16 protein-coding genes are annotated in these 21,723 nt (G+C 62.5%); 8 read left to right on the forward strand and 8 right to left on the reverse strand.

Annotated elements, in window-relative coordinates:
* Nucleotides 1-2: 2 nt before the first annotated feature.
* The 5 genes from NKJ32_RS21465 to NKJ32_RS21485 all read left to right on the forward strand — a co-directional run bounded on the left by NKJ32_RS21465 (nt 3) and on the right by NKJ32_RS21485 (nt 5,637).
* Complete coding sequence (locus NKJ32_RS21465; protein ID WP_352593837.1) at nt 3-785, forward strand: ABC transporter permease; 783 nt, start codon at nt 3-5, stop codon at nt 783-785.
* Nucleotides 782-1,846, forward strand: coding sequence for an ABC transporter ATP-binding protein (locus tag NKJ32_RS21470; RefSeq protein WP_352593836.1), 1,065 nt, complete (start codon nt 782-784; stop codon nt 1,844-1,846). The genes NKJ32_RS21465 and NKJ32_RS21470 overlap by 4 nt, the downstream gene beginning before the upstream one ends.
* Before the next feature lie 2 nt (nt 1,847-1,848).
* Entirely contained in the window at nt 1,849-2,610 is a 762-nt protein-coding gene (locus tag NKJ32_RS21475; protein ID WP_352593835.1) for an MBL fold metallo-hydrolase, read from the forward strand.
* Nucleotides 2,611-3,071: 461 nt separating this feature from the next.
* On the forward strand, nt 3,072-3,845 hold the full coding sequence (locus NKJ32_RS21480; protein ID WP_352705043.1) for an NAD kinase: 774 nt from the start codon (nt 3,072-3,074) through the stop codon (nt 3,843-3,845).
* Nucleotides 3,846-4,035: 190 nt separating this feature from the next.
* Nucleotides 4,036-5,637 (forward strand): DEAD/DEAH box helicase, encoded by a 1,602-nt coding sequence (locus NKJ32_RS21485; RefSeq protein WP_352570918.1) that lies wholly within the window; start codon nt 4,036-4,038, stop codon nt 5,635-5,637.
* Between the two features lie 81 nt (nt 5,638-5,718).
* On the opposite strand, the gene NKJ32_RS21490 is transcribed toward NKJ32_RS21485, so the two are convergent.
* Together NKJ32_RS21490 and NKJ32_RS21495 are read right to left on the reverse strand one after the other, a co-directional pair.
* On the reverse strand, nt 5,719-7,731 hold the full coding sequence (locus tag NKJ32_RS21490; protein WP_352828879.1) for a BTAD domain-containing putative transcriptional regulator: 2,013 nt from the start codon (nt 7,729-7,731) through the stop codon (nt 5,719-5,721).
* Between the two features lie 447 nt (nt 7,732-8,178).
* Entirely contained in the window at nt 8,179-9,120 is a 942-nt protein-coding gene (locus NKJ32_RS21495; protein WP_352570916.1) for a LysR family transcriptional regulator, read from the reverse strand.
* Nucleotides 9,121-9,192: 72 nt separating this feature from the next.
* Here NKJ32_RS21495 and NKJ32_RS21500 point away from each other — a divergent pair, with 72 nt between their 5' ends.
* Nucleotides 9,193-10,077, forward strand: a complete 885-nt coding sequence (locus tag NKJ32_RS21500; protein ID WP_023679920.1) for an NmrA/HSCARG family protein — start codon at nt 9,193-9,195, stop codon at nt 10,075-10,077.
* A 48-nt stretch (nt 10,078-10,125) separates the two neighbouring features.
* Nucleotides 10,126-10,398 (forward strand): DUF2798 domain-containing protein, encoded by a 273-nt coding sequence (locus NKJ32_RS21505; protein WP_023679921.1) that lies wholly within the window; start codon nt 10,126-10,128, stop codon nt 10,396-10,398.
* Nucleotides 10,399-10,488: 90 nt separating this feature from the next.
* Here NKJ32_RS21505 and NKJ32_RS21510 read toward each other — a convergent pair whose 3' ends face one another.
* From NKJ32_RS21510 to NKJ32_RS21535, 6 genes are all read right to left on the reverse strand, one after another.
* The gene (locus NKJ32_RS21510; RefSeq protein ID WP_023679922.1) at nt 10,489-11,136 is read right to left on the reverse strand and encodes a YiaD family glycine zipper/OmpA-like lipoprotein; all 648 of its coding nucleotides are present in this window, start codon (nt 11,134-11,136) and stop codon (nt 10,489-10,491) included.
* 174 nt (nt 11,137-11,310) lie between these two features.
* Nucleotides 11,311-11,679, reverse strand: coding sequence for a GFA family protein (locus tag NKJ32_RS21515; RefSeq protein WP_023679923.1), 369 nt, complete (start codon nt 11,677-11,679; stop codon nt 11,311-11,313).
* 177 nt (nt 11,680-11,856) lie between these two features.
* Nucleotides 11,857-12,243 (reverse strand): hypothetical protein, encoded by a 387-nt coding sequence (locus tag NKJ32_RS21520; protein ID WP_031212810.1) that lies wholly within the window; start codon nt 12,241-12,243, stop codon nt 11,857-11,859.
* A gap of 472 nt (nt 12,244-12,715) precedes the next feature.
* A protein-coding gene (gene prfB / locus NKJ32_RS21525) for a peptide chain release factor 2 (RefSeq protein WP_156948021.1) occupies nt 12,716-13,847 on the reverse strand; the annotation gives its coding sequence in 2 pieces (ribosomal slippage) (nt 12,716-13,780 and nt 13,782-13,847; 1,131 coding nt in all).
* Between the two features lie 167 nt (nt 13,848-14,014).
* Complete coding sequence (locus NKJ32_RS21530; protein WP_352570914.1) at nt 14,015-16,471, reverse strand: penicillin-binding protein 1A; 2,457 nt, start codon at nt 16,469-16,471, stop codon at nt 14,015-14,017.
* Nucleotides 16,472-16,685: 214 nt separating this feature from the next.
* On the reverse strand, nt 16,686-17,948 hold the full coding sequence (locus NKJ32_RS21535; protein WP_352570913.1) for an N-acetylmuramoyl-L-alanine amidase: 1,263 nt from the start codon (nt 17,946-17,948) through the stop codon (nt 16,686-16,688).
* A gap of 666 nt (nt 17,949-18,614) precedes the next feature.
* Here NKJ32_RS21535 and NKJ32_RS21540 point away from each other — a divergent pair.
* Nucleotides 18,615-21,584, forward strand: a complete 2,970-nt coding sequence (locus tag NKJ32_RS21540; protein WP_352828882.1) for an Rne/Rng family ribonuclease — start codon at nt 18,615-18,617, stop codon at nt 21,582-21,584.
* Nucleotides 21,585-21,723 lie beyond the last annotated feature (139 nt).

Consider the following 21,723-nt stretch of genomic DNA (forward strand, 5'->3'; position numbering starts at 1 on the left):
CCATGCGCGCGCTCATCCGCCTCGTCTCCGGCCTTTATGCCATCGCCATCTATGGCTTCATCTTCCTGCCGGTGGTGGTGCTGGTGCTGTTTTCGCTGCAGGCGACGTCGTTTCCGATCCCGCCCTTCACCGGGCCGTCGCTGCGCTGGTACGAGGCCGTGCTCGCCGACACGCGGCTGACTTCGGCGCTGGTCAATTCGCTGCTGGTGGCGGTCGTCTCCTCGGCTGCCGCCGTCACGTTGGGCTTTCTCTCCGCCTGGGGTTTTGCGCGCTTCGCCTTGCCGGGCTCGGGCCTGATGCGCGGGCTGATCACCTTGCCCTTGACCGTCAGCTATCTCATCATCGGCATGGGGCTGCTGGTGCTGTTCAACTGGACCGGCGTACCGAAGTCTCTACTTGCCGCAGGCATCGGCCATGTCGTGATCAACCTGCCGCTCTGCTTTGCCATCGTCTACAGCCAGATGGGCGATCACCAGATCAACATCGAGCGCGCCGCGCGCGACCTCGGCGCGCCCGAATGGAAGGTGCTGCTGCTGATCACCGTGCCTGTCATGGCGCCGGCCATCTTCGCCGGCTTCTTCCTGTCGATGACCTTCTCCTGGGACGAGTTCGTCATCTCGTTCCTGTTGACGCGCTTCGACACGACGCTGCCGGTCGAGATCTGGAACCTGCTCCGCTCCGGCCTCAATCCCAAGACCAACGCCGTCGGCTCGCTGGTCTTCGCCGTCTCCATCGTACTGGTGGTATTGTTCGAGCTGATGCTGTTGCGGAGGAAGCCGGCATGAGTGCGCCACTGGTCGATATAAGCTCCGTCTCGCATCGCTTCGGCCAGCACACCGTGCTGAAGAATGTCTCGCTGACGATCGAGCCTGGCAGCTACACGATCCTGCTCGGGCCGTCCGGCTCCGGCAAGACGACGCTTCTGTCCATCCTCGGAGGCTTCGTTACGCCGAGCGAGGGCAAGGTGCTGATCCGCGGCGAGGACTGCACGGCCGTGCCACCGGCGAAGCGGCCGACGACGACCGTGTTCCAAGACTATGCGCTGTTCCCGCATATGAGCGTCGGCAGCAATGTCGGCTTCGGTCTGCGCATGCAGGGTGTCGATGGCGCAACCCGGGCAGCAAGGGCGCGCGAGGCGCTGGCGCTGGTTGGGCTGGCCACTGCCTTCGACAAGAAGCCGCATCAGCTTTCGGGCGGTCAGCGGCAGCGCGTGGCGCTGGCGCGCGCCCTGGTGGTCGAGCCGGCGGTGCTGTTGCTCGACGAGCCGCTCGGCGCGCTCGACCTGAAATTGCGCCGGCAGATGCAGGATGAATTGAAGGCGATCCAGAAACGCGTCGGCACCGCCTTCATCCACGTCACCCACGACCAGGAAGAGGCGATGGCGCTGGCCGACCATTGCGTGGTGATGAATGACGGGCGCATCGAGGACGAAGGACCGCCCGAGCGCGTCTATGCACGGCCGGCGACGCGCTTTTCCGCGACCTTCATGGGCGAAAGCACGCTGTTATCGGGAACGGTGACCAAGGCGAAGAGCGGCAAAATCATCGTCACCACGAAGCTTGGGTCGCTCTCCGTGCCTGGCACATTGCCGGCCGGCTCGACCGTTGCGCTGGCCGTCCGGCCGGAGCATCTTGTCCTCGGCGCTGCCGGCGGTGCTGTGGCGCTCGGTACGGCCAAGGTCAGCGACGTCGTCTTCCAGGGCAGCTTCAAGCGTGTGCTGGGGACCTCCACGACCGACCCGGCGCTGCATTTCATCGCCAAGGTTCCCTCGGCATCGGCCGTCCAGCCGGGCGACGTGGTCGGGGTATCGTGCGATGCTGGCGACATCATCCTGCTTGCGGACTGAACATGAGCACGCTTCCAACCATCGACGCCGGCCACTGGTACGAAACCATCCGCATGGGCGATGGCGTGACGCTGATCCACGAGCCGTGGATCAAGCCGTTCTTCCGCTGCAACATCTGGCATGTGCGCGGCCGCGACCGCGATCTTCTGTTCGACACCGGCCTCGGCCATTTCAGCCTGCGCCGCCACGTGCCGCTGGTCACGGAGCGCAAGCTCACCTGCGTGGCCAGCCACACGCATTTCGATCATATCGGCTGCCATCACGAATTTCCCGACCGCTGCGTGCACCCTGCCGAGGCCGAAATCCTCGCCGATCCACGCAACGAATCGACGGTTGCCGACCGCTATGCCACTGACGAGATGTTCGACGGCATGCCGCAAGGTTGGGACGCGAAGCGCTACCAGATCCTGCCCGCACCAGCCGGCCGGTTGCTCGAGCAAGGCGACATCGTCGATCTCGGCGACCGTGCCTTCGAGGTGATCCACACGCCCGGCCATTCACCCGGCGGCATTGCGCTCTACGAAAACAGGACGGGCATCCTGTTTTCCGGCGACATCATCTATGACGGCCCGCTGATCGACGACGTCTATCACTCCGATATCGACGATTATGTCGAAACGCTGCTGCGCATGCGCGATCTCGATGTCTCGGTCGTGCACGGCGGCCATTTCCCGAGCTTCGGCAAAGTCCGCTATCGCCAGCTTGTCGACGAGTACCTCGCGCAAAAGCGCCAGGCCGGCTGCCATCTGTTGCAAGCCCGATAAGCACTGGCGCTGTGGCGTCAAAGCGCCCTTTGCGGACAGGGTGTCCCCGCCGCGTCGCCGCAGCGTGAGGCCGTGGGCTCGGGTCTAAAGCTCTTTTCCTCCGACTGGCGCACCAGTTCCGCGAAAGCCAGGGCAAAACTTGCCAGCATCAGGAAGACAATAATCAAGCGTGCCAGCGGCAATAGATCGGCCTCGACTGGTTAGCCCCCACGCCGCCCGTCCGCTGCCGGCTAACATGATCGATCCGGCTTTACGAGAGTTTAAGGCGAGTCTTAACCATCACATCATTTTGTCCTCCGACATGATGCGCGAGTGCGGCTTGTTTGGTCGCCATCTCCAGGCACCTCCCTCCCTTTGCAGAAATGCCCACCCATGCTAACCCGGCGCTGGCGCGGCCCAGCAACCGGTCGCCGCCAATCGGTCGCCAGACGGTCGTCGCCAATCGGTTGTCGTTGAGAGCCATGAGCAAAACCGCCAGCCGTTTCGCCTTCGTCTCATCCGGTACAGCCGACGCCAATGCAGCGCTGGAAAGCCTCTCTGCACGTTACGGCCAGGCATCCGTCGAAGAAGCCGGGATCGTCGTGGCGCTCGGCGGCGACGGCTTTCTGCTGCAGACCCTGCGTGAGACGATGAGCACGGGAAAGAAGGTCTACGGCATGAACCGTGGCACCATCGGTTTCCTGATGAACGAATACCGCGCCAGCGGCTTGACCGGGCGCATCGCGGCGGCCGTTGCCGAAACGATCCGTCCGCTGGAGATGCAGGCGGTGACGGCCGAAGGCGAGACGATTTCGGCGCTCGCGATCAACGAGGTCGCGCTTTGGCGCCAGTCGTACCAGACGGCCAAGATCCGCATCACCGTGGATGGGCAGGAGCGGCTGGAGGAATTGCACTGCGACGGCGTGATGATTGCGACGCCGGCCGGCTCGACCGCATATAATCTGTCGGCGCACGGGCCGATCCTGCCGCTCGACGCTCCGCTGCTGGCGCTGACCCCGGTCAGCCCGTTTCGTCCGCGCCGCGGGCGCGGCGCGCTGCTCTCCAACAAGGCGATCGTGCGTTTCGACATTCTGGAGCCGGAAAAGCGGCCGGTGAATGCCGCCGCCGACCACACCGAGGTCAAGGCGGTGACGACGGTCACGGTGAGGGAATCGCCGACGGCAACGGCGACGCTGCTGTTCGATCCCAACCATTCGTGGAACGAGCGCATTCTCGCCGAACAGTTCAGGTATTGAGCCGGCGCAGCGGCCACTGCGCAAATTAAGCATCGCGATTAAGGTTACGACTTCACAATCGCGCCAATGCCGCCCGTTTGTGTTGACAAATCGTGGGCTTGCGCCTACCTGCAATACCAATCTTGCAGGCGCGCGGCGCTTGCCGCGACTGCATATGTTGCGCCCCCGAACCAGCCAAAGACAGCCAAACTTGTCCTCAGACACCCAGATCGCTCAAGAAGCGTTGACCTTTGCAGACCTTGGCCTGTCGCCGAAGGTCCTTTCCGCAGTTACCGATGCCGGCTACACCGAGCCGACGCCGATCCAGGCTGGCGCCATCCCTCACGCCTTGCTCGGCAAGGACGTGCTGGGCATAGCCCAGACCGGCACCGGCAAGACGGCGTCCTTCGTCCTGCCGATGCTCACCCGGCTGGAAAAGGGCCGCGCCCGCGCCCGCATGCCGCGCACGCTGATCCTCGAGCCGACGCGCGAGCTCGCCGCGCAGGTCGAGGAAAACTTCGTCAAATACGGCAAGAACCACAAGCTCAACATCGCACTGCTGATCGGCGGCGTGTCCTTCGACGAGCAGGACAAGAAGCTCGAGCGCGGCGCCGATGTGCTGATCGCGACTCCCGGCCGCCTGCTCGACCATCGCGAGCGCGGCAAGCTCCTGCTCAATGGTGTCGAGATCCTCGTCATCGACGAGGCCGACCGCATGCTCGACATGGGCTTCATCCCCGACATCGAGCGTATCTGCGAGATGATCCCGTTCACCAGGCAGACGCTGTTCTTCTCGGCGACGATGCCGCCGGAAATCACCAAGCTCACCGAGAAATTCCTGCACGCGCCGGTGCGCGTCGAAGTGTCGAAGGCAGCATCGGCCGCCACCAACATTATCCAGCGGCTGGTGAAATCCGGGCCAAAGCCGTGGGACAAGCGCGAGACGCTGCGCAATTTGATGAAAGCCGAGGATGCCGAGCTGAAGAACGCCATCATCTTCTGCAACCGCAAGATCGAGGTATCGGAGCTGTTCCGCTCGCTGCTGAAATATGATTTCGACGCCGGCGCCCTGCATGGCGACATGGACCAGCGCGCGCGCATGCAGATGCTTGCCAATTTCCGTGACGGCAAGCTGCGCTACCTCGTTGCTTCGGATGTCGCGGCGCGCGGCCTCGACATTCCCGATGTCAGCCATGTCTTCAATTACGACGTGCCGATCCACGCGGAGGATTACGTCCACCGCATCGGCCGTACCGGCCGCGCCGGGCGCTCGGGCAAATCCTTCACCATCGCGACCAAGTCGGACACCAAATACATCGACGCCATCGAGCGGCTGATCGGCACGAAGATCGAGTGGCATGACGGCGATTTGTCGACGGTCGTTGCCAGCGAAGGCGGCGAGGATGAGGCCCCGCGCCGTGGCCGCGGTGCGCCACGCCGTGCCGGCCGCAAGGACGACGCCGACGCCAAGGACAGGGGCGAGCGCAAACCGCGTGAACGCCACGTCAAGCGCAGCGAGGAAGCGGCGCCGGAAGCGGTTAGCGAGGAACAGCCAGTCGTGGCCGAAGCCACCGTCGCCGACATCGACGAGCGGCGTACCCGCAAAGAGGCGATCCGGTCGGAAAACAGCGAACGCCAGGCTTCACCTGAACGGAAGGCTTCGCCGGATCGCAACGAAAGGCGCGCGCCCGAACGCGGCGACACCAGGCCGCAGCGCGAGCGCCCTGCCCGCCAGCGACAGGAAGACAATGACGCGACCGTCGGCTTCGGCGACGACATGCCGGCCTTCATGCGGATCGTCGCCAAGGTCTGATGCTGCAGCGCTTGTGCGTCCTGCGGACGCGCGAAGCACCGAAACCTGCATAAGACAGCCTCGCTTCGCGCTGAGATGGGGTTAGTCCGGCAGGCCCGCCTTGCGAAGGCCTTCGATATATCTGCTGCGATCGTCCGGTCGATAAAACGGCGGCAGCACCTCGGCGAGATTCGAAAGCCGCAGCGAGGGATCGAACTCGCAAAGCCGGGCCATCATTTGCTGCGCTTCCGTTAGGCGCCCCGCAAGGGCATGACCCGCCGCCACTACACGCATCGCGCTCACGTAGTTCGGCTGGTGCCGCAGCGACTTTCCCGCCCAAGCGACGGCGTCATCGTAGTGGCCTGCACAAAAATGAGCGAGCCCGGTGTTGAACTGCCAAGCGAACAGGCGTGGATCCAATGGGCTTAGGCGCATGGCAAGCGCGGCGTGCTCGATGGCCTTGCCTGGCTCGCCCAAGCAAGCCCTCACCCAGCTGCTGACGCCCAAAGCAGCGGCCAAGTTCGGGTTGAGAGCGAGCGCGCGATCGATGCAAGCCGCACTATCATCAAGGTCGCCGCCTACGTAGCCGAGGACGTATCCACCGTAGGAAAGCGCAATTGCATCGTCCCTTCCGAGTTCGACCGCTCTCCTGGCCAGTCGAGTAGCTTCGGCAATCTCTTCTGCACGGTCGACCATCCAGCCGTTGCTTTTTCGGGTAGCGTAGCACCGCGCCGCCCGCGCATGGGCTATCGCGAACTCCGGGTCACGGTCGATCGCCTTCATGAAGAGGCGCAAGGCGTCGTCAATCGCCGATCTACTAGTGATCGTTCGGTCAAAGGCCGCCAGCCCGCGGAGATAGTAGTCATAAGCATCGAGGCTTTCTGTCGGTTTGCGTTTGGCACGCTCGATCTCAGCCTCCTCCATTTTCGGTGTGATTGCGCCGACGATGCTCGAGGCGACCTGGTCCTGCAGACTGAAAACTTCGGCGAGCGTTCCATCAAAACGGTCGGCCCAGAGATAGGCCCCCGTCGAGGTGTCGATGAGCTGCCCGGCGATGCGCAGGCGGTCGCCCGCCCGGCGAACACTTCCCTCGACCACATAGCGCACGCCCAGCTCACGCCCGACCTGCTTTATGTCTATGGACCGTCCCCTGTAGGTGAAGCTCGAATTCCGTGCGACCACGAACAGGTGACGAAAGTGAGCCAAGGCGGTGACAATGTCTTCCACCATGCCGTCGGCGAAATATTCCTGCTCCACATCACCGCTTAGATTCTGAAACGGCAGCACCGCAATCGACGGCTGGTCGTCGCGCCTCGTCGGGGCCGCCAGAACCTGCGCCAGTGATGCGGCGGCAGAGCTTGGCTCAGGCCGCTGACGTTCAGTTCTTTCACGGGACTGCAGGGAAGCCGCAAGTGAGCTTGTCTGCTCCTCTGGGTCCGCATTCAGATGTTTTTTTAAAGCTGCCCGACACAGCTCGACCTGGCGCAAGGCCGCGTTTTCGTGACCTCGATGAGCGTGGATGCGGATAAGCGCCCGATGGGCTGCCTCCGCCGTCGGATCCGAGGCGAGCAATCTCTCCGCGAGCCCTTCGCAGGCCGTCTCTTCCGCTGAGCCGGGTGCGGGCAGCGCCAGGCTCAGCCGATCGACCAACTGCAGCGCCTTGCGCTGATACTTGCTCAGATACGGTCCAAACCACTCGTCCAGTTCGTCAGGAATCGTTTGCCCGGCAAGCAGCTCACCGCGGTAGAGATCGGCGGCGAAGGCGAGATCGGTGGTTCGGCCCTCCTCTAATTTCCGGTCGAAGATCGAGATGTCCGCCTCATCCGGTCCGGCAATCAGCGCAACGGTTTCCTGATCCCCATCGATGTAGACGGTGGCATCCAAGCTGGCCGGGAACGAGCGCCTGATGTCGACAAGCGCTTGCCGCAGACTATTGCGGGCTTGCCCATTGCTTCGCCCCGGCCAAAAGGCTTCGGAAAGCTGCTCGCGACGATGGCCGCGGCGGCCTGCGAGAACCAGAGCAGCAAAAAGAAGCGAAGTCTTGCGTGTGGCGAACCGGACGGGCCGGTGCTCCGGGGAAGTAACCTCCAGGCCACCAAGCAACCGGATGCGCACAAATCGTCTCCAGACTTTGACCGCAGCGACAGAATAGCATCTCGGTAGATTGATTTAACACCGATTTAACGGCGGATCGTCGGACTCCTCCCAATTGTTCACGCACAGCCGAACAGCCCGAAAACACCTGCGTGGCACGCTCCCACCCGCAAACTCGAAACGGGAGACTAAGAAATGGCTCACACGGGAACTCGCGCCGGCAGCAGCGCGTCCAAACGCCGCTGGCTTGGGTCTGGCCTGAAAAGCGCAGCAATGATGATCACTGCCTTCACGGGGTGGCGGCGGACCGTCGCAAGACGCAGGGCATTGGCAAATTTGACGACCGATCAGCTGAATGACATCGGTCATTCGGAGGTCCATCAACCCGTGGTCAACGCCGCCAAGGCAGTTCTGATCACGAACTTGATGTCGATGAGGTAAGATCGGCGCTCAGATTAGTTTTGCGCCCTAAAGGTTCTTGAGCTCCAGGCGGGATGCCAGCAGGTCCAGAAAAGCGCGAACTTTGGCGGAGGATGATCTGCCTTCCGGCCACACGGCGTGTATCGGCACCGGCACAGGCTCGAATTCGGTCAGAACCAGTTCCAGGCGGCCGTCGTCCACCAGGTGTTTTATCTGCCAAAGCGGCGAGTAGCCCAGACCCAATCCGTGAACCGCGGCTGCATAGATGGATATCATCAAATTCGACCGGAAAGTGCCCGCGACCTTCACCGACCGGGGCTTGCCTTCAATCTGAAACATCCATTCGCCCGGGCGGCCGTCGACAGTTCGTACGATGCAATCGTGCTCACGCAATTCAAGCGGATGGGCCGGTCGGCCGCGTTGCTGGAAGTAGGCAGGTGCGCCGAACACGACGCGCCGCAACGCCCCCAGCCGCTTCGCACGTAAATTGGAATCCGGCAAATTGCCGATCCGGACCGCCAAATCGAGACCCTCGGCATCAAGATCGACAAATTCATCGGAAAGCTGGAGGTCAACCTCGACGCGGGGATATGTCCGCATACAGTCGGCGATGACCGGCATCAGGAAATCCGGGCCGAACAGAACCGGGGCACTCACACGCAGGATGCCCGACGGCTCCGACCGTCGGTTGGCCGCCTGAAGCCTGGCTTCGTTAATTTCCTCGACGGCGGGTTTGATGCGCTGGAAAAAAGCCGCTCCGGCTTCGCTCGGCGTCGAGCGGCGTGTCGTCCTGTGCAGAAGCTCGACCCCGATGGATTCCTCCAATGTCGCCAAGGACCGACTGACCGACTGCAGTGAGCGGTTCAGCCGGCGTGCGGCAGCCGTCAGGCTGCCGTGCTCGACAATGGCAATGAAGGCTTCGAAATCATCTATCCGGCTCATCGCTCCTTTCTCCCGAAAATCGGGAGAAACTATCGCAAAATCGATCAATTGTAACGCAGTTCGCTAGATTTTATCTTCCCTGCATAGGCCGAAAGGCAGACTTGAGGGAAGGAGATCGTCATGCGAACACCCAGTCCAACGGTCCTGATCGTAGGCGCCGCAGGCCGCGTTGCCGGTTTGGTGGTGCCTGAACTCGTCCGCCGCAATGCCAGGATTCGGGCGCTTGTTCGTGACGCCGCGAGTGCCGAAAAAGCCCAGAAAGCCGGTGCATCCGAGATCGCGATCGGAGATCTGCGCGACCATCGGAGCCTTGAGCAGGCCGTGGAAGGTGTCGACGGTGTCTTTCACATCGGACCGGCCTTTGCTCCCGACGAAGCCGCCATGGGGGTTGCCATGGTTGAGGCGGCGGCGCGAGCAGGCGTTCGAAAGTTCGTCTTTTCGTCGGTGATCCAGCCGACCAATACGAGGCTGGAAAACCATGCAAGCAAGGTACCCGTTGAAGCTGCCCTCTATTCGACGAACATGGAGTACACCATTCTGCACCCGGCCAATTTCATGCAAAATATCGCGGCGGCCTGGCCGTCCGTCGTCGAGCACGGCGTTTTCGCCGAGCCGTTTCCAAGGACGGCGAAGCTCGCCCGCGTCGACTATCGCGATGTGGCTGAAGTTGCGGCAATCGCACTGACCGAAGCGCGTTTGTCCTATGCGACCCTCGAGCTGTGCGCCGACGGTATGCACAGCCGCGAAGAGGTCGTCGCCATGATGAGCGAAGCGCTTGGCCGGCCGGTTTCGGCGGGCGAGCCGACATTTCAGGACTGGGCGGCGAAGGCCCGCCTTCCCTATACGGACCGGCAGTTGCAGATGCTGGCCAAAGTACACAGCCACTACGCCAAATACGGCCTCGGCGGGAACAGCCTGACGTTGCGTGCCGTGCTTGGCCGCGAGCCGCGTTCGCTGCGAAGCTTCATTCGGGAATTGGCGCTGCAGACGGCATATGCCGCCTGATCGTCCTCACAATAGCGCCTACGCATATTTTTTTATTAGGAGATTTCGATGCAAGCATCACCGGACCGAGCCTTCAAGTTGAGAAAGCTGCCGCCCTCCTACGGCGCGGTGGTGATGCCGTTGGTTCTTTCGATTCTGATGTCCTCGATTGTCTCGGCGGTTTCGACGGCAATCGGCGCAGGCTGGACGAACGGGTTTATAGCGGCCTGGAGCTATGCGTGGGGCGCTTCATGGCTTGTTGCGTTTCCCAGCCTGCTGATTGTGCTTCCGATCGTGCGCCGGATCGTTGCCGCAATTGTCGATCAGCCGGCCCGGTCCTGATATCGCGAACGAAGGGCGCCGGCGGCCGGTGGTCCGGCATAACCATTAGAGCGGCCCCTTGCGGGGCCGCTCTCGGTTCATGTGCTTGCCTCAGGTGAGCGGCGACAGCTGGATCTCGACGCGGCGGTTCTGAGCCCGGCCGGCAGCCGTCGCATTGGAGGCGATCGGACGCGTCTTGCCGAAGCCGGTGACGGCGAAGCGGCGGGAATCGACGCCCTGTCCGGACAGATAGTTGGCGACCGCCAAAGCACGGCGCTGCGACAGGTCGAAATTGTGCTCGTCGCCGCCGGTCGAGTCGGTGTGGCCGAACACGTCGACGGTGGTCTGCCGGAACTTTTTCAGCACAAGGGCAACCGAATTCAGCACCGGATAGAAACCGGCCTTCACCGCGTCCTGGTCGACGTTGAAGGTGATGTCGGACGGCATATTGAGGATGATCTGGTCGCCGGTGCGGGTGACGCTGACGCCGGTGCCCTGAAGCTGTCGGCGCAGTTCGGCCTCGTTCTGGTCCATGGTGGCACCGATGGCACCGCCGGCAAGCGCGCCGATGCCCGCGCCGATCAGCGCGTTGCGGCGGTCGTTACCGCCGGCAAGCATGCCGAGCCCGGCACCCGCCAAAGCACCGAGACCGGCGCCGGCAGCGGTGTTGGAAACCTTCTGTTCCCCGGTGTAGGGATCGGTGGTGCATGCGCTCACGAGCACAGCCGTCGCCACGACGGCGAGCACAATCTTTTTCATATGGTGGTCCCTCTCCATTCCACGGTCGCGCAACGGCGCACCGCATCAGCCCTTCCAGCGACTTGTACCATGAAATGCGGCGAAAAACGGACCAGCAAAAGCCGTTGCCGCGGCTTTCCCCGGCTCAATTCCACACGCCTGCAGCGGCTCGCGCGACCACCCCAATTCGATCGGCTACCAGAGATTCTTGCCGTCGATGACCACCACTTCGACCTTGTCGAGATCGAAATCGTCGAACAGCCGCGAGTTCACGCTGATCTTCGGATTGTCGAAATTCGGCTCGCCTGTCGACCAGTCCGGCGTCTCGGTGAAGGTGCCGCAGCCGCAGGTGGCGCAAAAACCGTGTTTTATGGTTTTCGATCCCCACTGGTAGAACGAAACATTCTCCGGCGGGCTGGTGAGTCTGAATTGCGATGGGGTGTAATAGGCCCACAACGAACCGCGTTTCGAACAGAAGGAACAGGTGCATCGCGTCACTGTCTGCGGCGCTTGCGAAACCTCGAACGTCGTCGCCTTGCAGTGGCAGCTTGCCTTGATGGTCATGAATTGGTCCCTCACAATGCCGCCGCCCCGTACGGCAAAGGCAGCATAAAGAAACGCTCCTGACAACTGCCGGTCAGCAGACCTGTGAGCCTGCGATGCACAGATCGAAGGCCCATCGATCCAAAACCGCTGCACACGCTCGGGTCAGCCCGTGGGCAAGCTTTTGGGCGTCATGCGCTAGTAGGACGATGGGGGCACGAACAGGCAGATGGTCTTTCCGTCATTGGCACCGGCAACGGAGCACCAATGATATTCGCCGTCGGGCGAATTCTTGATCCGCTTGTCGCTATAGGCCACGACTTCCCCGGTTCCTTTGATGACATAGCCCTCGGGACGTTCGCTGATCGATGTCTGAGAGACCTCGCGGCAATCATAGCCCGAGCAGCAGGAGAACGGATAGCTCCAGCCTTGCGGCATTGCCGCGGTCGGCTTGGCATCATGCGCCAGAGCAGGCGCCGCAAATGGAATGGCGGCAGCAATCAAAACCACTGCCGCGACAAGTGAATTCAGGAGTCGGCGCGCCGTGCGGGCGACTGGGGCCGGTCTGGTTGTGAGAGCAGGCATGAGCGCAGTTCCTATCAACGGTTGTCAAGCATTTCGCTTGCCCGTTCCCGGAACGTGTCTTCCCAGTGGCCGGATCGTCAGGTCGCAGATACGCCGCGTCCGGCCATAAATGCTTTTTCCTCCCCAGCGCATGAATGCTGGGCTGATTCCTTGGTTGGCGCAAGGAATTGCTGTCGCAACCGAACGCCGACCTCTGCAACTGGAACCAACCTGCCGTCCTGATTGACGAAACCTGGTCAACCCCGGCAGCGGGATCGCCAATAACGGGATTTGGCTCGCGCTGGTTCCAGGCTTGGCACCGGCAGGCCCGAGGCATCCGCGTCAAAAGCCGAAATCGATTTTGAAAAACTCTACGAAAAACAAAGTTGTAGAACGACAGGTAGGTGCAAATTGAGAGCTCGTCACTCTCGCACGATGGCCGTAACTCTCGCGTGATGAACCCACATTCCTGCCGGATTGGTGCCCGGCGGCCTCAGTCGATATCGGCCACCGTTTCGCCGGCGCCACCCTCGATCCGCTGCGACAGCGAGGCTTCCATGAAATCATCGAGGTCGCCGTCGAGCACGCTCGACGGGCTGGTGCTCTCGACACCGGTGCGCAGATCTTTCACCAACTGATAGGGCTGCAGCACGTAGGACCGTATCTGGTGGCCCCAGCCGATATCGCTCTTCGACGCTTCGGTGGCGTTCGCCACAGCTTCGCGCTTCTTCAGCTCTTCCTCGTAAAGCCGCGAGCGCAGCATTTCCCAGGCCTTGGCCTTGTTCTTGTGCTGGGAGCGCTCGGCCTGGCAGGCAACCGCGATGCCGGTGGCGAGATGGGTTATGCGCACGGCCGAATCGGTGGTGTTGACGTGCTGGCCGCCCGATCCCGACGACCGATACGTGTCGATACGGACGTCGGATTCGGAAACGTCGATGTCGATCGTATCGTCGATGACGGGATAGACCCAGACGCTGGCGAAGGAGGTGTGGCGGCGCGCATTGCTGTCATACGGCGAAATGCGCACGAGACGATGCACGCCGGATTCCGTCTTCAGCCAGCCGTAGGCGTTGTGGCCCTTGATCAGCAGCGTGGCGGACTTGATGCCGGCTTCTTCACCGTCATGCACTTCCAGCACTTCGACCTTGAAGCGGCGGCGCTCGGCCCAGCGCGTATACATGCGCAGAAGCATCGAGGCCCAGTCCTGGCTTTCGGTGCCGCCGGCGCCGGCATGAACTTCCAGATAGCTATCGTTGGCGTCCGCCTCGCCCGACAACAGCGTTTCGATCTGGCGCGCCTTGGCCTCGCCGCGCATCGAGCGGATCGCCGCCTCGGCCTCCGCAACGACGCCCTCGTCGCCCTCTTCCTCGCCAAGCTCGATCAGGCCGATATTGTCTTCCAAGGCCTGGGTGAGGCCTTTGACCGCGGCAATACCTTCCTCGAGGCCCTGACGCTCGCGCATCAGCTTTTGCGCTTCCAACGGCTCGTTCCAGAGGCTCGAATCCTCGGCACGGACGTTCAGGTACTCAAGCCGCTTTATGGCTTGGTCCCAGTCAAAGATGCCTCCTCAGCAGGGTGATCGCCTGCCTGATCTCGTCGACAATGTTTTGCGTTTCCGCGCGCATGGCTGGCTGTTCTGTCCTGTTGCTGGATGGCGGTTTGGTGGCGCGATACATAGGGACGGCACGGTCTCCTGTAAAGCGCCGGCCCCTGTAATGTACCGGCCCCTGTAAAGCGGAATGGACCGGCTCGACCATCATCGTCAAGCCGGCCCGACCCGATGTAGCGATTGTCAGTAGAGCCCGCCGCCGCCCGACTGGATGGCCTGGTTGGCCTGCGGCGACAGCGCCCCGCCGGTGGCGTTGGAGCCGTCCGCACCCATGCCGATCACCCAGTAGCTGTCGGCGGGACCGGTACCCGGTTTGAAGGCTTCGATGATGGTTCCGGCGTCGCCCGCGTTGGCCCGCATGCCGGTCTTGCGATTGATCGCAATCAGCTTCATGCCTTCCGGAACCTTGAAGTCGACATTGGGCGTGCCATCCAGCGCCACGCGCATGAAATCCTTGAAGATCGGCGCGGCAAGGCCGCCGCCGGTCGCGCCCTTGCCAAGACCTTTCGGCTGATCGTAGCCCATATAGAGGCCGACAACGAGGTTCGGCGTATAGCCGATGAACCAGGCATCCTTTTCGTCGTTGGTCGTTCCGGTCTTGCCGGCGATGTGACGGCCGAGTTCGTTGATGGTGGCGCCGGTACCGCGTTGCACGACGCCCTCCATCATCGATGTGATCTGGTAGGCCGTCATCGGATCGAGCACCTGCTCGGAGTTGTCAACCAGCTCCGGCTCTGGCTGGTCCTGCCACTCGGCGGCATTGCAGTTTGAGCAGCCGCGTTCGTCCTGCCTAAAGACGGTCTTGCCGTAGCGATCCTGGATGCGGTCGATCAGCGATGGCTTGATCGACTTGCCGCCATTGGCCATGATCGAATAGGCCGACACCATGCGCATCACCGTCGTCTCGCCGGATCCCAGCGCCATCGGCAGATACGGCGCCAGGTGGTCGTAGACGCCGAAACGCTCGGCATATTCCACGACCAGCTTCATGCCCATGTCGTTGGCAAGCCGCACCGTCATCAGGTTGCGCGATTTCTCGATGCCGGAGCGCAACGTCGCCGGGCCGGCCACCGTTCCGTCGTAGTTCTTGGGCGTCCAGGTCGTGTTGCCGCTCTGGATGGTGATCGGCCCGTCCATGATCACCGAGGCGGGCGTATAGCCATTGTCGAGGGCGGCCGAATAGACGATCGGCTTGAACGACGATCCCGGCTGGCGCATGGCCTGCGTCGCCCGGTTGAACTCCGACTGCGCGTAGGAGAAACCGCCGACCATGGCCAGGACGCGTCCGGTATGCGGGTCCATGGCGATCAGGCCGCCTTCCACTTCGGGAACCTGGCGCAAGCTGTAGCTGTTGTCCGAGCCGTCGTTCTTCTGCACGAAAATCACGTCGCCCGGCTTCAGCACGTCGGCGGGCGACTTCGCCTTGACGGTCCTGCCGTCGACCACGTGGCGCATGGCGAAGCTCATGTCTTCCTTGCTGACAGTGCCTTCGACGCGGTCCTTGACGATTTCGCCGGAGATCTGGCGCGTCGGCTGCAGGCCGATGGACAGGCCGGTGGTCGAGCTGTCGAGCACGACGGCGAGCGACCATTCCGGCACGTCCTCCAACCGCTTGACGTTGCCCAGCGGCACACCCCAGTCGCCGGAAACGTCGATGCTCGTGACCGGCCCGCGGTAGCCGCGCAGCGTGTCGAACTTCATAAGTCCGTTCTGCATGGCCTTGCGGGCAATCAGCTGCATCTTCGGATCGAGCGTCGTGCGGACGGAAAGGCCGCCCTCGTAGAGCGCATTCTCGCCATAGCGCGCGATGATCTGGCGACGCACTTCCTCGGTGAAATACTCCCCGGCGAAGAGATAGTTGCCGGTGCGGCGCGGCGTGACGCCGAGCGGCTCGGCCTTGGCCTTCTCGCCTTCCTCATGCGTGACGTAACCGTTCTCGACCATCTGGTCGATCACCCAGTTGCGGCGCTCCAAGGCGCGATCGGCATGCTTGAAGGGATGGTAGTTGTTCGGCCCCTTCGGCAGAGAGGCGAGATAGGCGGCTTCGGCCACGGTGAGCTCGTTCACCGATTTGTCGAAATAGGTTAGCGCAGCACCGGCGACGCCATAGGCGCCGAAGCCGAAGAAAATCTCGTTGAGATAGAGCTCGAGAATGCGATCCTTTGAGTAGGCCTGCTCGATGCGGAAGGCGAGGATCATCTCCTTGATCTTGCGCTCGTAGGTCTGGTCTGAAGACAACAGGAAGTTCTTCGCCACCTGCTGGGTGATGGTCGAGGCGCCGACCTGGCGCTTTCCCGAGCCAACATTCTGCAGGTTGACGACAATGGCCCGGCCAAGGCCGGTCACGTCGATGCCGGGGTGATTGTAAAAGTTCTTGTCCTCGGCCGACAGGAAGGCCGCCTTGACACGGTCCGGGATCGCCTGAATCGGCAGATAAAGCCGCCGCTCACGCGCATATTCGGCCATCAGCGCGCCATCCGACGCGTGGATGCGGGTCGTCACCGGCGGCTCGTATTTGGCCAGCACCTCGTAATCGGGCAGGTCCTTCGACAAATGGCCGATATAGATCGCCACGCCCGCCGCGACCAAAAGGGCCAGCGTCGTGCCGATGCCGAAGAAATAGCCAATGAGACGAATCATACCCGCTCCAGTCCTTGGTTCGGGAATTTCCTAAACGAAGCCGCCCTTCGCGCAAGCTTTCGGGACGATCCCAAACCGTAATCGCAAAATCCATGTCGCGACCATGTGGGCAAAATACGGCAGCGCGGAATTTCGGTTTCGAATGCCGGAAATAAAAGCACAGGGTGTTGTCGCCGTGCAACGCTGCTTCAGGTTGTGGGCGCCGGCGGACATTTCAGCCTCCGGCCCCCGTTCCGCTCTTGGCCGAAGCAAACAGGGCAACGGCGTTGGTTATGCTCTGGGTCGCCTTGTTGCGCCAATCGGCGCTGAGCAATTGCGCTTCGTCCTTGGCGTTCGACAGATAGCCGAGTTCGACCAGCACGGATGGAACGTCCGGCGCTTTCAGCACCTTGAAGCCGGCAGAACGCTGCGGGTTGTTGATCAGACCGACGCTGGTGGAAAGCTGTCCGACGAGAGTATGGGCGAAGCTCATCGAAAAATTATGCGTCTCGCGGCGGATCAGGTCGATCAGGATATCGGTCACTTCCTTGCTGTCGTCCTTGATCTCCATGCCGGCGAACTGGTCGGAAAGATTTTCACGGTCGGCAAGCGCCTGCGCCTCGGGATCGGAAGCCTTGTCGGACACGGTGTAGACCGTTGCGCCGCGAATGCCCTTGAGGCTGATCGTGTCGGCATGGATCGAGATGAGCAGATCGGCCTCATGCTGGCGGGCAATGCGCACGCGGTCGTCGAGCCGCAGGAACATGTCGGTCTCACGTGTCAGGAACACGTCGTATTTGCCGCCGGCGGCGAGCTTGTCGCGCAGTTCCATGGCGAAGGCGAGCGTCACGTTCTTCTCGACCGTCCCGTTCAGGCCCTCGGCGCCGCCGTCGATGCCGCCATGGCCGGGATCGATGACGACGGTGAAACGATGGCCCGGATTGGAGACCGGCCCGGTACCGACCCTGCCGGCCTTGTCGGCGGAGACCGTCGAACCGGTGGTCAGCGCCTGATTGGCGAGCGCTGCGTCGAATTCCCGCTGCGAGGCCGCCGACATGTCGATGGCGATGCGGTAGCCGTTGCCGTCATCGTTCTTGAGCACGTCGAGATTGTCGACGGCGAACGGTCCCTTGCCGGTGAGAATCAGCCGCGATTTCCCCTCGCCGAGTCCGCCGTAACGCACGGCGCGGACAAGCCCGCGCGGCTTCATATCCTTGGCATTGAGGGCGAATCTCGTGGCCGGGAGATCGATGACCAGGCGATTGGGGCCGCGCAGCAGGAACCATTTGATGTCGGGCTCGCGGTCGAAATTGATGACGATGCGCATCTTGGTGGCATCGCCGGCCATCTTGTAGCTTATGGCGCCGAGCGGTGCGTCGGCAGCACGCGAAAGCGGCGAAAAGACCAGGCAAACCAGGATCAGCGGCAGCAGGCAGGCGGTGCGGAAGAACCAGCCTCCATGATGACGGCCCTTGTCTGCGAAGCCTGCCAGTCCCATCTTTCTACCAATCGCTCCCGTTGGCGTCATGCCCGATCGCTTGTCGAAGTGCCCTATTGCTTGTCAAAGTGCTGGCAGGCCGCGAACTCGATTAACGATTGGTATCCAGAGAAGGTTAACCAAGCCTTTTCATGGAAGGCTTGGGACCGGGGCTTCCGCTGCGGAACGGCTTTTTGCCGGCATCGGGAATCGGGGTTGCCTTCCAACCCGCCAAATCATAAAAGCGATGGTGGATCACTGCAATCCTGGAACCGTCCTCCTCCGCAGCTTCCTGCTACAGGTCAGACGCAAGACGGCTCCTTTCGCTTCAGGCGAAGAAGGCATCGGTGATCGCGACGATTTTCGCAGGCGTGCTCCCGTGGCGGGGGAATCGCCTGCGTGAGCAAAACGGCCGGGATTGTCCCGTGCCGGCTCTGTATGAGCAAACAAGCTGGTCCGGTTTTTCCCGGGCTTTGGTTCAAAAGGTTCTGCTGGTGACGATGGCTTCAAGCGCAATCATGGAAAGGTCCGCAACAAACCGCGCCACTACGGCTGCGGGCGGCACCGCCATGGCGCTCAGGCAGCGGCCGGCGGACGTTCAATTGTCCGGCACCCATGTTCCAGGTCCACGGCAGCGGGCAGTGTCCTGCAAGCTGCGGCCGACGGCTGCCGGGAGGAAACGAAATAATGCCCAACAAAATGCTGATAGACGCCTCCCACCCGGAGGAAACACGCGTTGTCGTCGTTCGCGGTAACCGTATTGAAGAATTCGACTTTGAATCCCAGGACAAGAAGCAGCTCAAAGGAAATATCTATCTCGCCCGCGTAACGCGCGTCGAACCTTCCCTCCAGGCAGCCTTTGTCGAATATGGCGGCAACCGTCACGGTTTCCTCGCCTTCAGTGAAATACATCCCGACTACTACCAGATTCCGGTCGCCGACCGTCAGGCGCTGCTGCGTGCGGAAGCACAGGAAGCCCAGGACGAAGAGGACGAGGAAGCCGCCGAAGGCGAGGACCGCCAGAGCCGCGACCGTGGCAAGCGCGGACGCCGGCGCGGCGGCAAGAGCCGCGACCGCGGCGAGCACAGGCGCGAGGCAGGCGCGGCCGACGGTGAGAATGGCGAGAACGGCGAAGGTGCCGTCGCAGAAAAGCTGGATGCCGTTGCCGACAACACCACGTCCGACACTGCCGGACAGAGCGAGGATGGCGCTGGACAGAGTGAAGAAGTCGCCGATAGCGGCGAGACCGAGCCTTCCGAAGGCGGATCGAGTTCCATCGCTGCCAGCGTCGATGCCGACGTAATCTCCGAAGCCGTCCCACAAGTCGAGACAAGCGGGGCCGAGACAAGCGGCGAAGCGACGTCCGAAGACAATGATCGCGGCATGCTGGAAGAGGTGCAATCCTCGCATCCGGACGATCACGAGGTCGAATCGGTCGGCGCCGAGGACGCGCTGGAAGAAGTGCGCAACCGCCGCAAGCCGGTGCGCCGCCAGTACAAGATCCAGGAAGTGATCAAGCGCCGGCAGATCCTGCTGGTACAGGTCGTCAAGGAAGAGCGCGGCAACAAGGGTGCAGCGCTGACCACCTACCTGTCACTGGCCGGCCGCTATTCGGTGCTGATGCCGAACACGGCACGCGGCGGCGGTATTTCGCGCAAGATCACCAATGCGCAGGACCGCAAGCGGCTGAAGGAAGTGGTCGCCGATCTCGAAGTGCCGCAAGGCATGGGTGTCATCCTGCGTACGGCCGGCGAAAGCCGCACCAAGGCAGAGATCAAGCGCGACTACGAATATTTGATGCGGCTTTGGGAAAACGTCCGCAATCTGACGCTGCAATCGACGGCCCCTGCCCTGGTCTATGAGGAAGGCAGCCTGATCAAGCGCTCGGTGCGCGACCTTTACAACAAGGATATCGACGAGATCCTGGTTTCCGGCGAAGAAGGCTACCGCGAGGCCAAGGACTTCATGCGCATGCTGATGCCGAGCCACGCCAAGGTGGTTCAGCCGTTCCGCGACACGACGCCGATTTTTGTGCGCAACGGCATCGAAGCGCAGCTTGACCGCATGCTGCAGCCGCAGGTGACGCTGAAGAGCGGCGGCTACATCATCATCAACCAGACGGAAGCGCTGGTCGCCATCGACGTCAATTCGGGCCGTTCCACCAAGGAGCACTCGATCGAGGACACCGCACTTCACACCAATCTGGAAGCCGCCGAGGAAGTCGCCCGGCAATTAAGGCTGCGCGATCTCGCCGGCCTCATCGTCATCGACTTCATCGACATGGAGGAGAACCGCAACAACCGCTCCGTCGAGAAGCGGCTGAAGGATCACCTCAAGAACGATCGTGCCCGCATCCAGGTCGGCCGCATCTCGCATTTCGGCCTGATGGAGATGTCGCGCCAGCGCATCCGTGCCAGCGTGCTGGAATCGACCATGAAGCCTTGCCCGCATTGCGGCGGCACCGGCCATGTGCGCTCCGATTCGTCGGTCGCGCTGATGGTGGTGCGGGCAATCGAGGAATTCCTGCTCAAGGATTCGCGCAGCCACATCACGGTGCGGACGCCGGCGGCGACCGCGCTCTATGTGCTCAATCACAAGCGCGGCACGCTGGTGGAATTCGAGCACCGCTTCGGCGTGACCATCACCATCGAAGCCGATGACGCGGTCGGTGCACAACACTATGCCATCTTCCGCGGCGCGCTGGCCGAAAAGCCGGAAGGCTTTGTCGAGGCGCGCACGTTCCCGGCCTATGTCGAGCCGGAAGAACCCGAGGACGAGATCGTCATCGAAGAGGAAGACGAGGCACCGGTGCAGGCCGAGCAGCCACGCCCTGCCCAGCAGCCGCAGCAGCCAAGGTCCGGCGAGGACGGCGAAGGCCGCGATCGCAAGCGCCGCAAGCGCCGCAGACGGCGCGGCGGCAAGGATCGTGAACACGGGGATCGTGAACACGGGGAACGTGAACATGGCGATCGCGAGCATGGCGCTGCTGTGGAAGGTGCTTCCGTTTCGGCGCCGATGGACGATGCCTTCGTAGCGGCCGGCGATCAAGGCGCCGAAGCGGAACGTGAAGCGCCGGCCGGTGTTGCCGAAACGGCGGAAGCGGCGGACGACGGTCACGGCAAGAAGCGCCGGCGCGGCAAGCGCGGCGGCAAGCGCAATCGCCGTGAGGACGGCGAGGACGGCTTGGAAGCTGCCCCCGGCGAGCCAGCCGCCATGACGGAAGGTGCCGTGTCGGAAGCAGAGCCCGTAACCGGCGAGCCGGAAGGTGCGCCGCCGGCCGAAGAGCTTGCGGTGCTCGCTCCGGCGAACGACGACATGCCGAGCGCCGAAAAGCCGAAGAAGCCGCGCCGTACCGCCAAGCCGAAGAAGGTTGCGGCGGATGCGGTTGCCGAGATTGCGGGCGCCGATACATCGGCTGCCGAGGCCGCCTCAGTGACTTCCGGCGAGACCCCCACGCCGGTTCCGCAGGAGACCGAAGCGGCGGCTGCCGAGGAAACGCCGAAGGTCCGGCCGTCGCGGCGCAAGCCCGTACCGGTGGATGCTCCGGTCGTGCCGGTCGTCTCCTCGATCGTCCCCGACGAGGCAAAGACCGAGGAAGCAAAGGCCGAGGACAAGCCGAAGCGTGCCGGCTGGTGGCAACGGAAGGGCTTTTTCTAAGCCTTTCCGTGCATTAGCCAGACTTTCTGATTAAAAAAAATCCCGCGCAGCCCATGGGCCGCGCGGGGTTTTTTATGTTTCTTTTTAACAAAAACGCGCCCACGGGACCGCGGCCGAGAGCGTTATCCGGGGTTTTGGT

It is taken from the genome of Mesorhizobium sp. M0159 (genome assembly GCF_040322295.1).
Lineage (GTDB): Bacteria > Pseudomonadota > Alphaproteobacteria > Rhizobiales > Rhizobiaceae > Mesorhizobium.

Bases quoted from the DNA above. Each gene is read 5' to 3' on its own strand.
- NKJ32_RS21465 (WP_352593837.1), top strand. From the start codon at position 3: ATGCGCGCGCTCATCCGCCTCGTCTCCGGCCTTTATGCCATCGCCATC.
- NKJ32_RS21470 (WP_352593836.1), top strand. From the start codon at position 782: ATGAGTGCGCCACTGGTCGATATAAGCTCCGTCTCGCATCGCTTCGGC.
- NKJ32_RS21475 (WP_352593835.1), top strand. From the start codon at position 1,849: ATGAGCACGCTTCCAACCATCGACGCCGGCCACTGGTACGAAACCATC.
- NKJ32_RS21480 (WP_352705043.1), top strand. From the start codon at position 3,072: ATGAGCAAAACCGCCAGCCGTTTCGCCTTCGTCTCATCCGGTACAGCC.
- NKJ32_RS21500 (WP_023679920.1), top strand. From the start codon at position 9,193: ATGCGAACACCCAGTCCAACGGTCCTGATCGTAGGCGCCGCAGGCCGC.
- NKJ32_RS21505 (WP_023679921.1), top strand. From the start codon at position 10,126: ATGCAAGCATCACCGGACCGAGCCTTCAAGTTGAGAAAGCTGCCGCCC.
- NKJ32_RS21510 (WP_023679922.1), bottom strand. From the start codon at position 11,136: ATGAAAAAGATTGTGCTCGCCGTCGTGGCGACGGCTGTGCTCGTGAGC.
- NKJ32_RS21515 (WP_023679923.1), bottom strand. From the start codon at position 11,679: ATGACCATCAAGGCAAGCTGCCACTGCAAGGCGACGACGTTCGAGGTT.
- NKJ32_RS21520 (WP_031212810.1), bottom strand. From the start codon at position 12,243: ATGCCTGCTCTCACAACCAGACCGGCCCCAGTCGCCCGCACGGCGCGC.
- NKJ32_RS21530 (WP_352570914.1), bottom strand. From the start codon at position 16,471: ATGATTCGTCTCATTGGCTATTTCTTCGGCATCGGCACGACGCTGGCC.
- NKJ32_RS21535 (WP_352570913.1), bottom strand. From the start codon at position 17,948: ATGGGACTGGCAGGCTTCGCAGACAAGGGCCGTCATCATGGAGGCTGG.
- NKJ32_RS21540 (WP_352828882.1), top strand. From the start codon at position 18,615: ATGCCCAACAAAATGCTGATAGACGCCTCCCACCCGGAGGAAACACGC.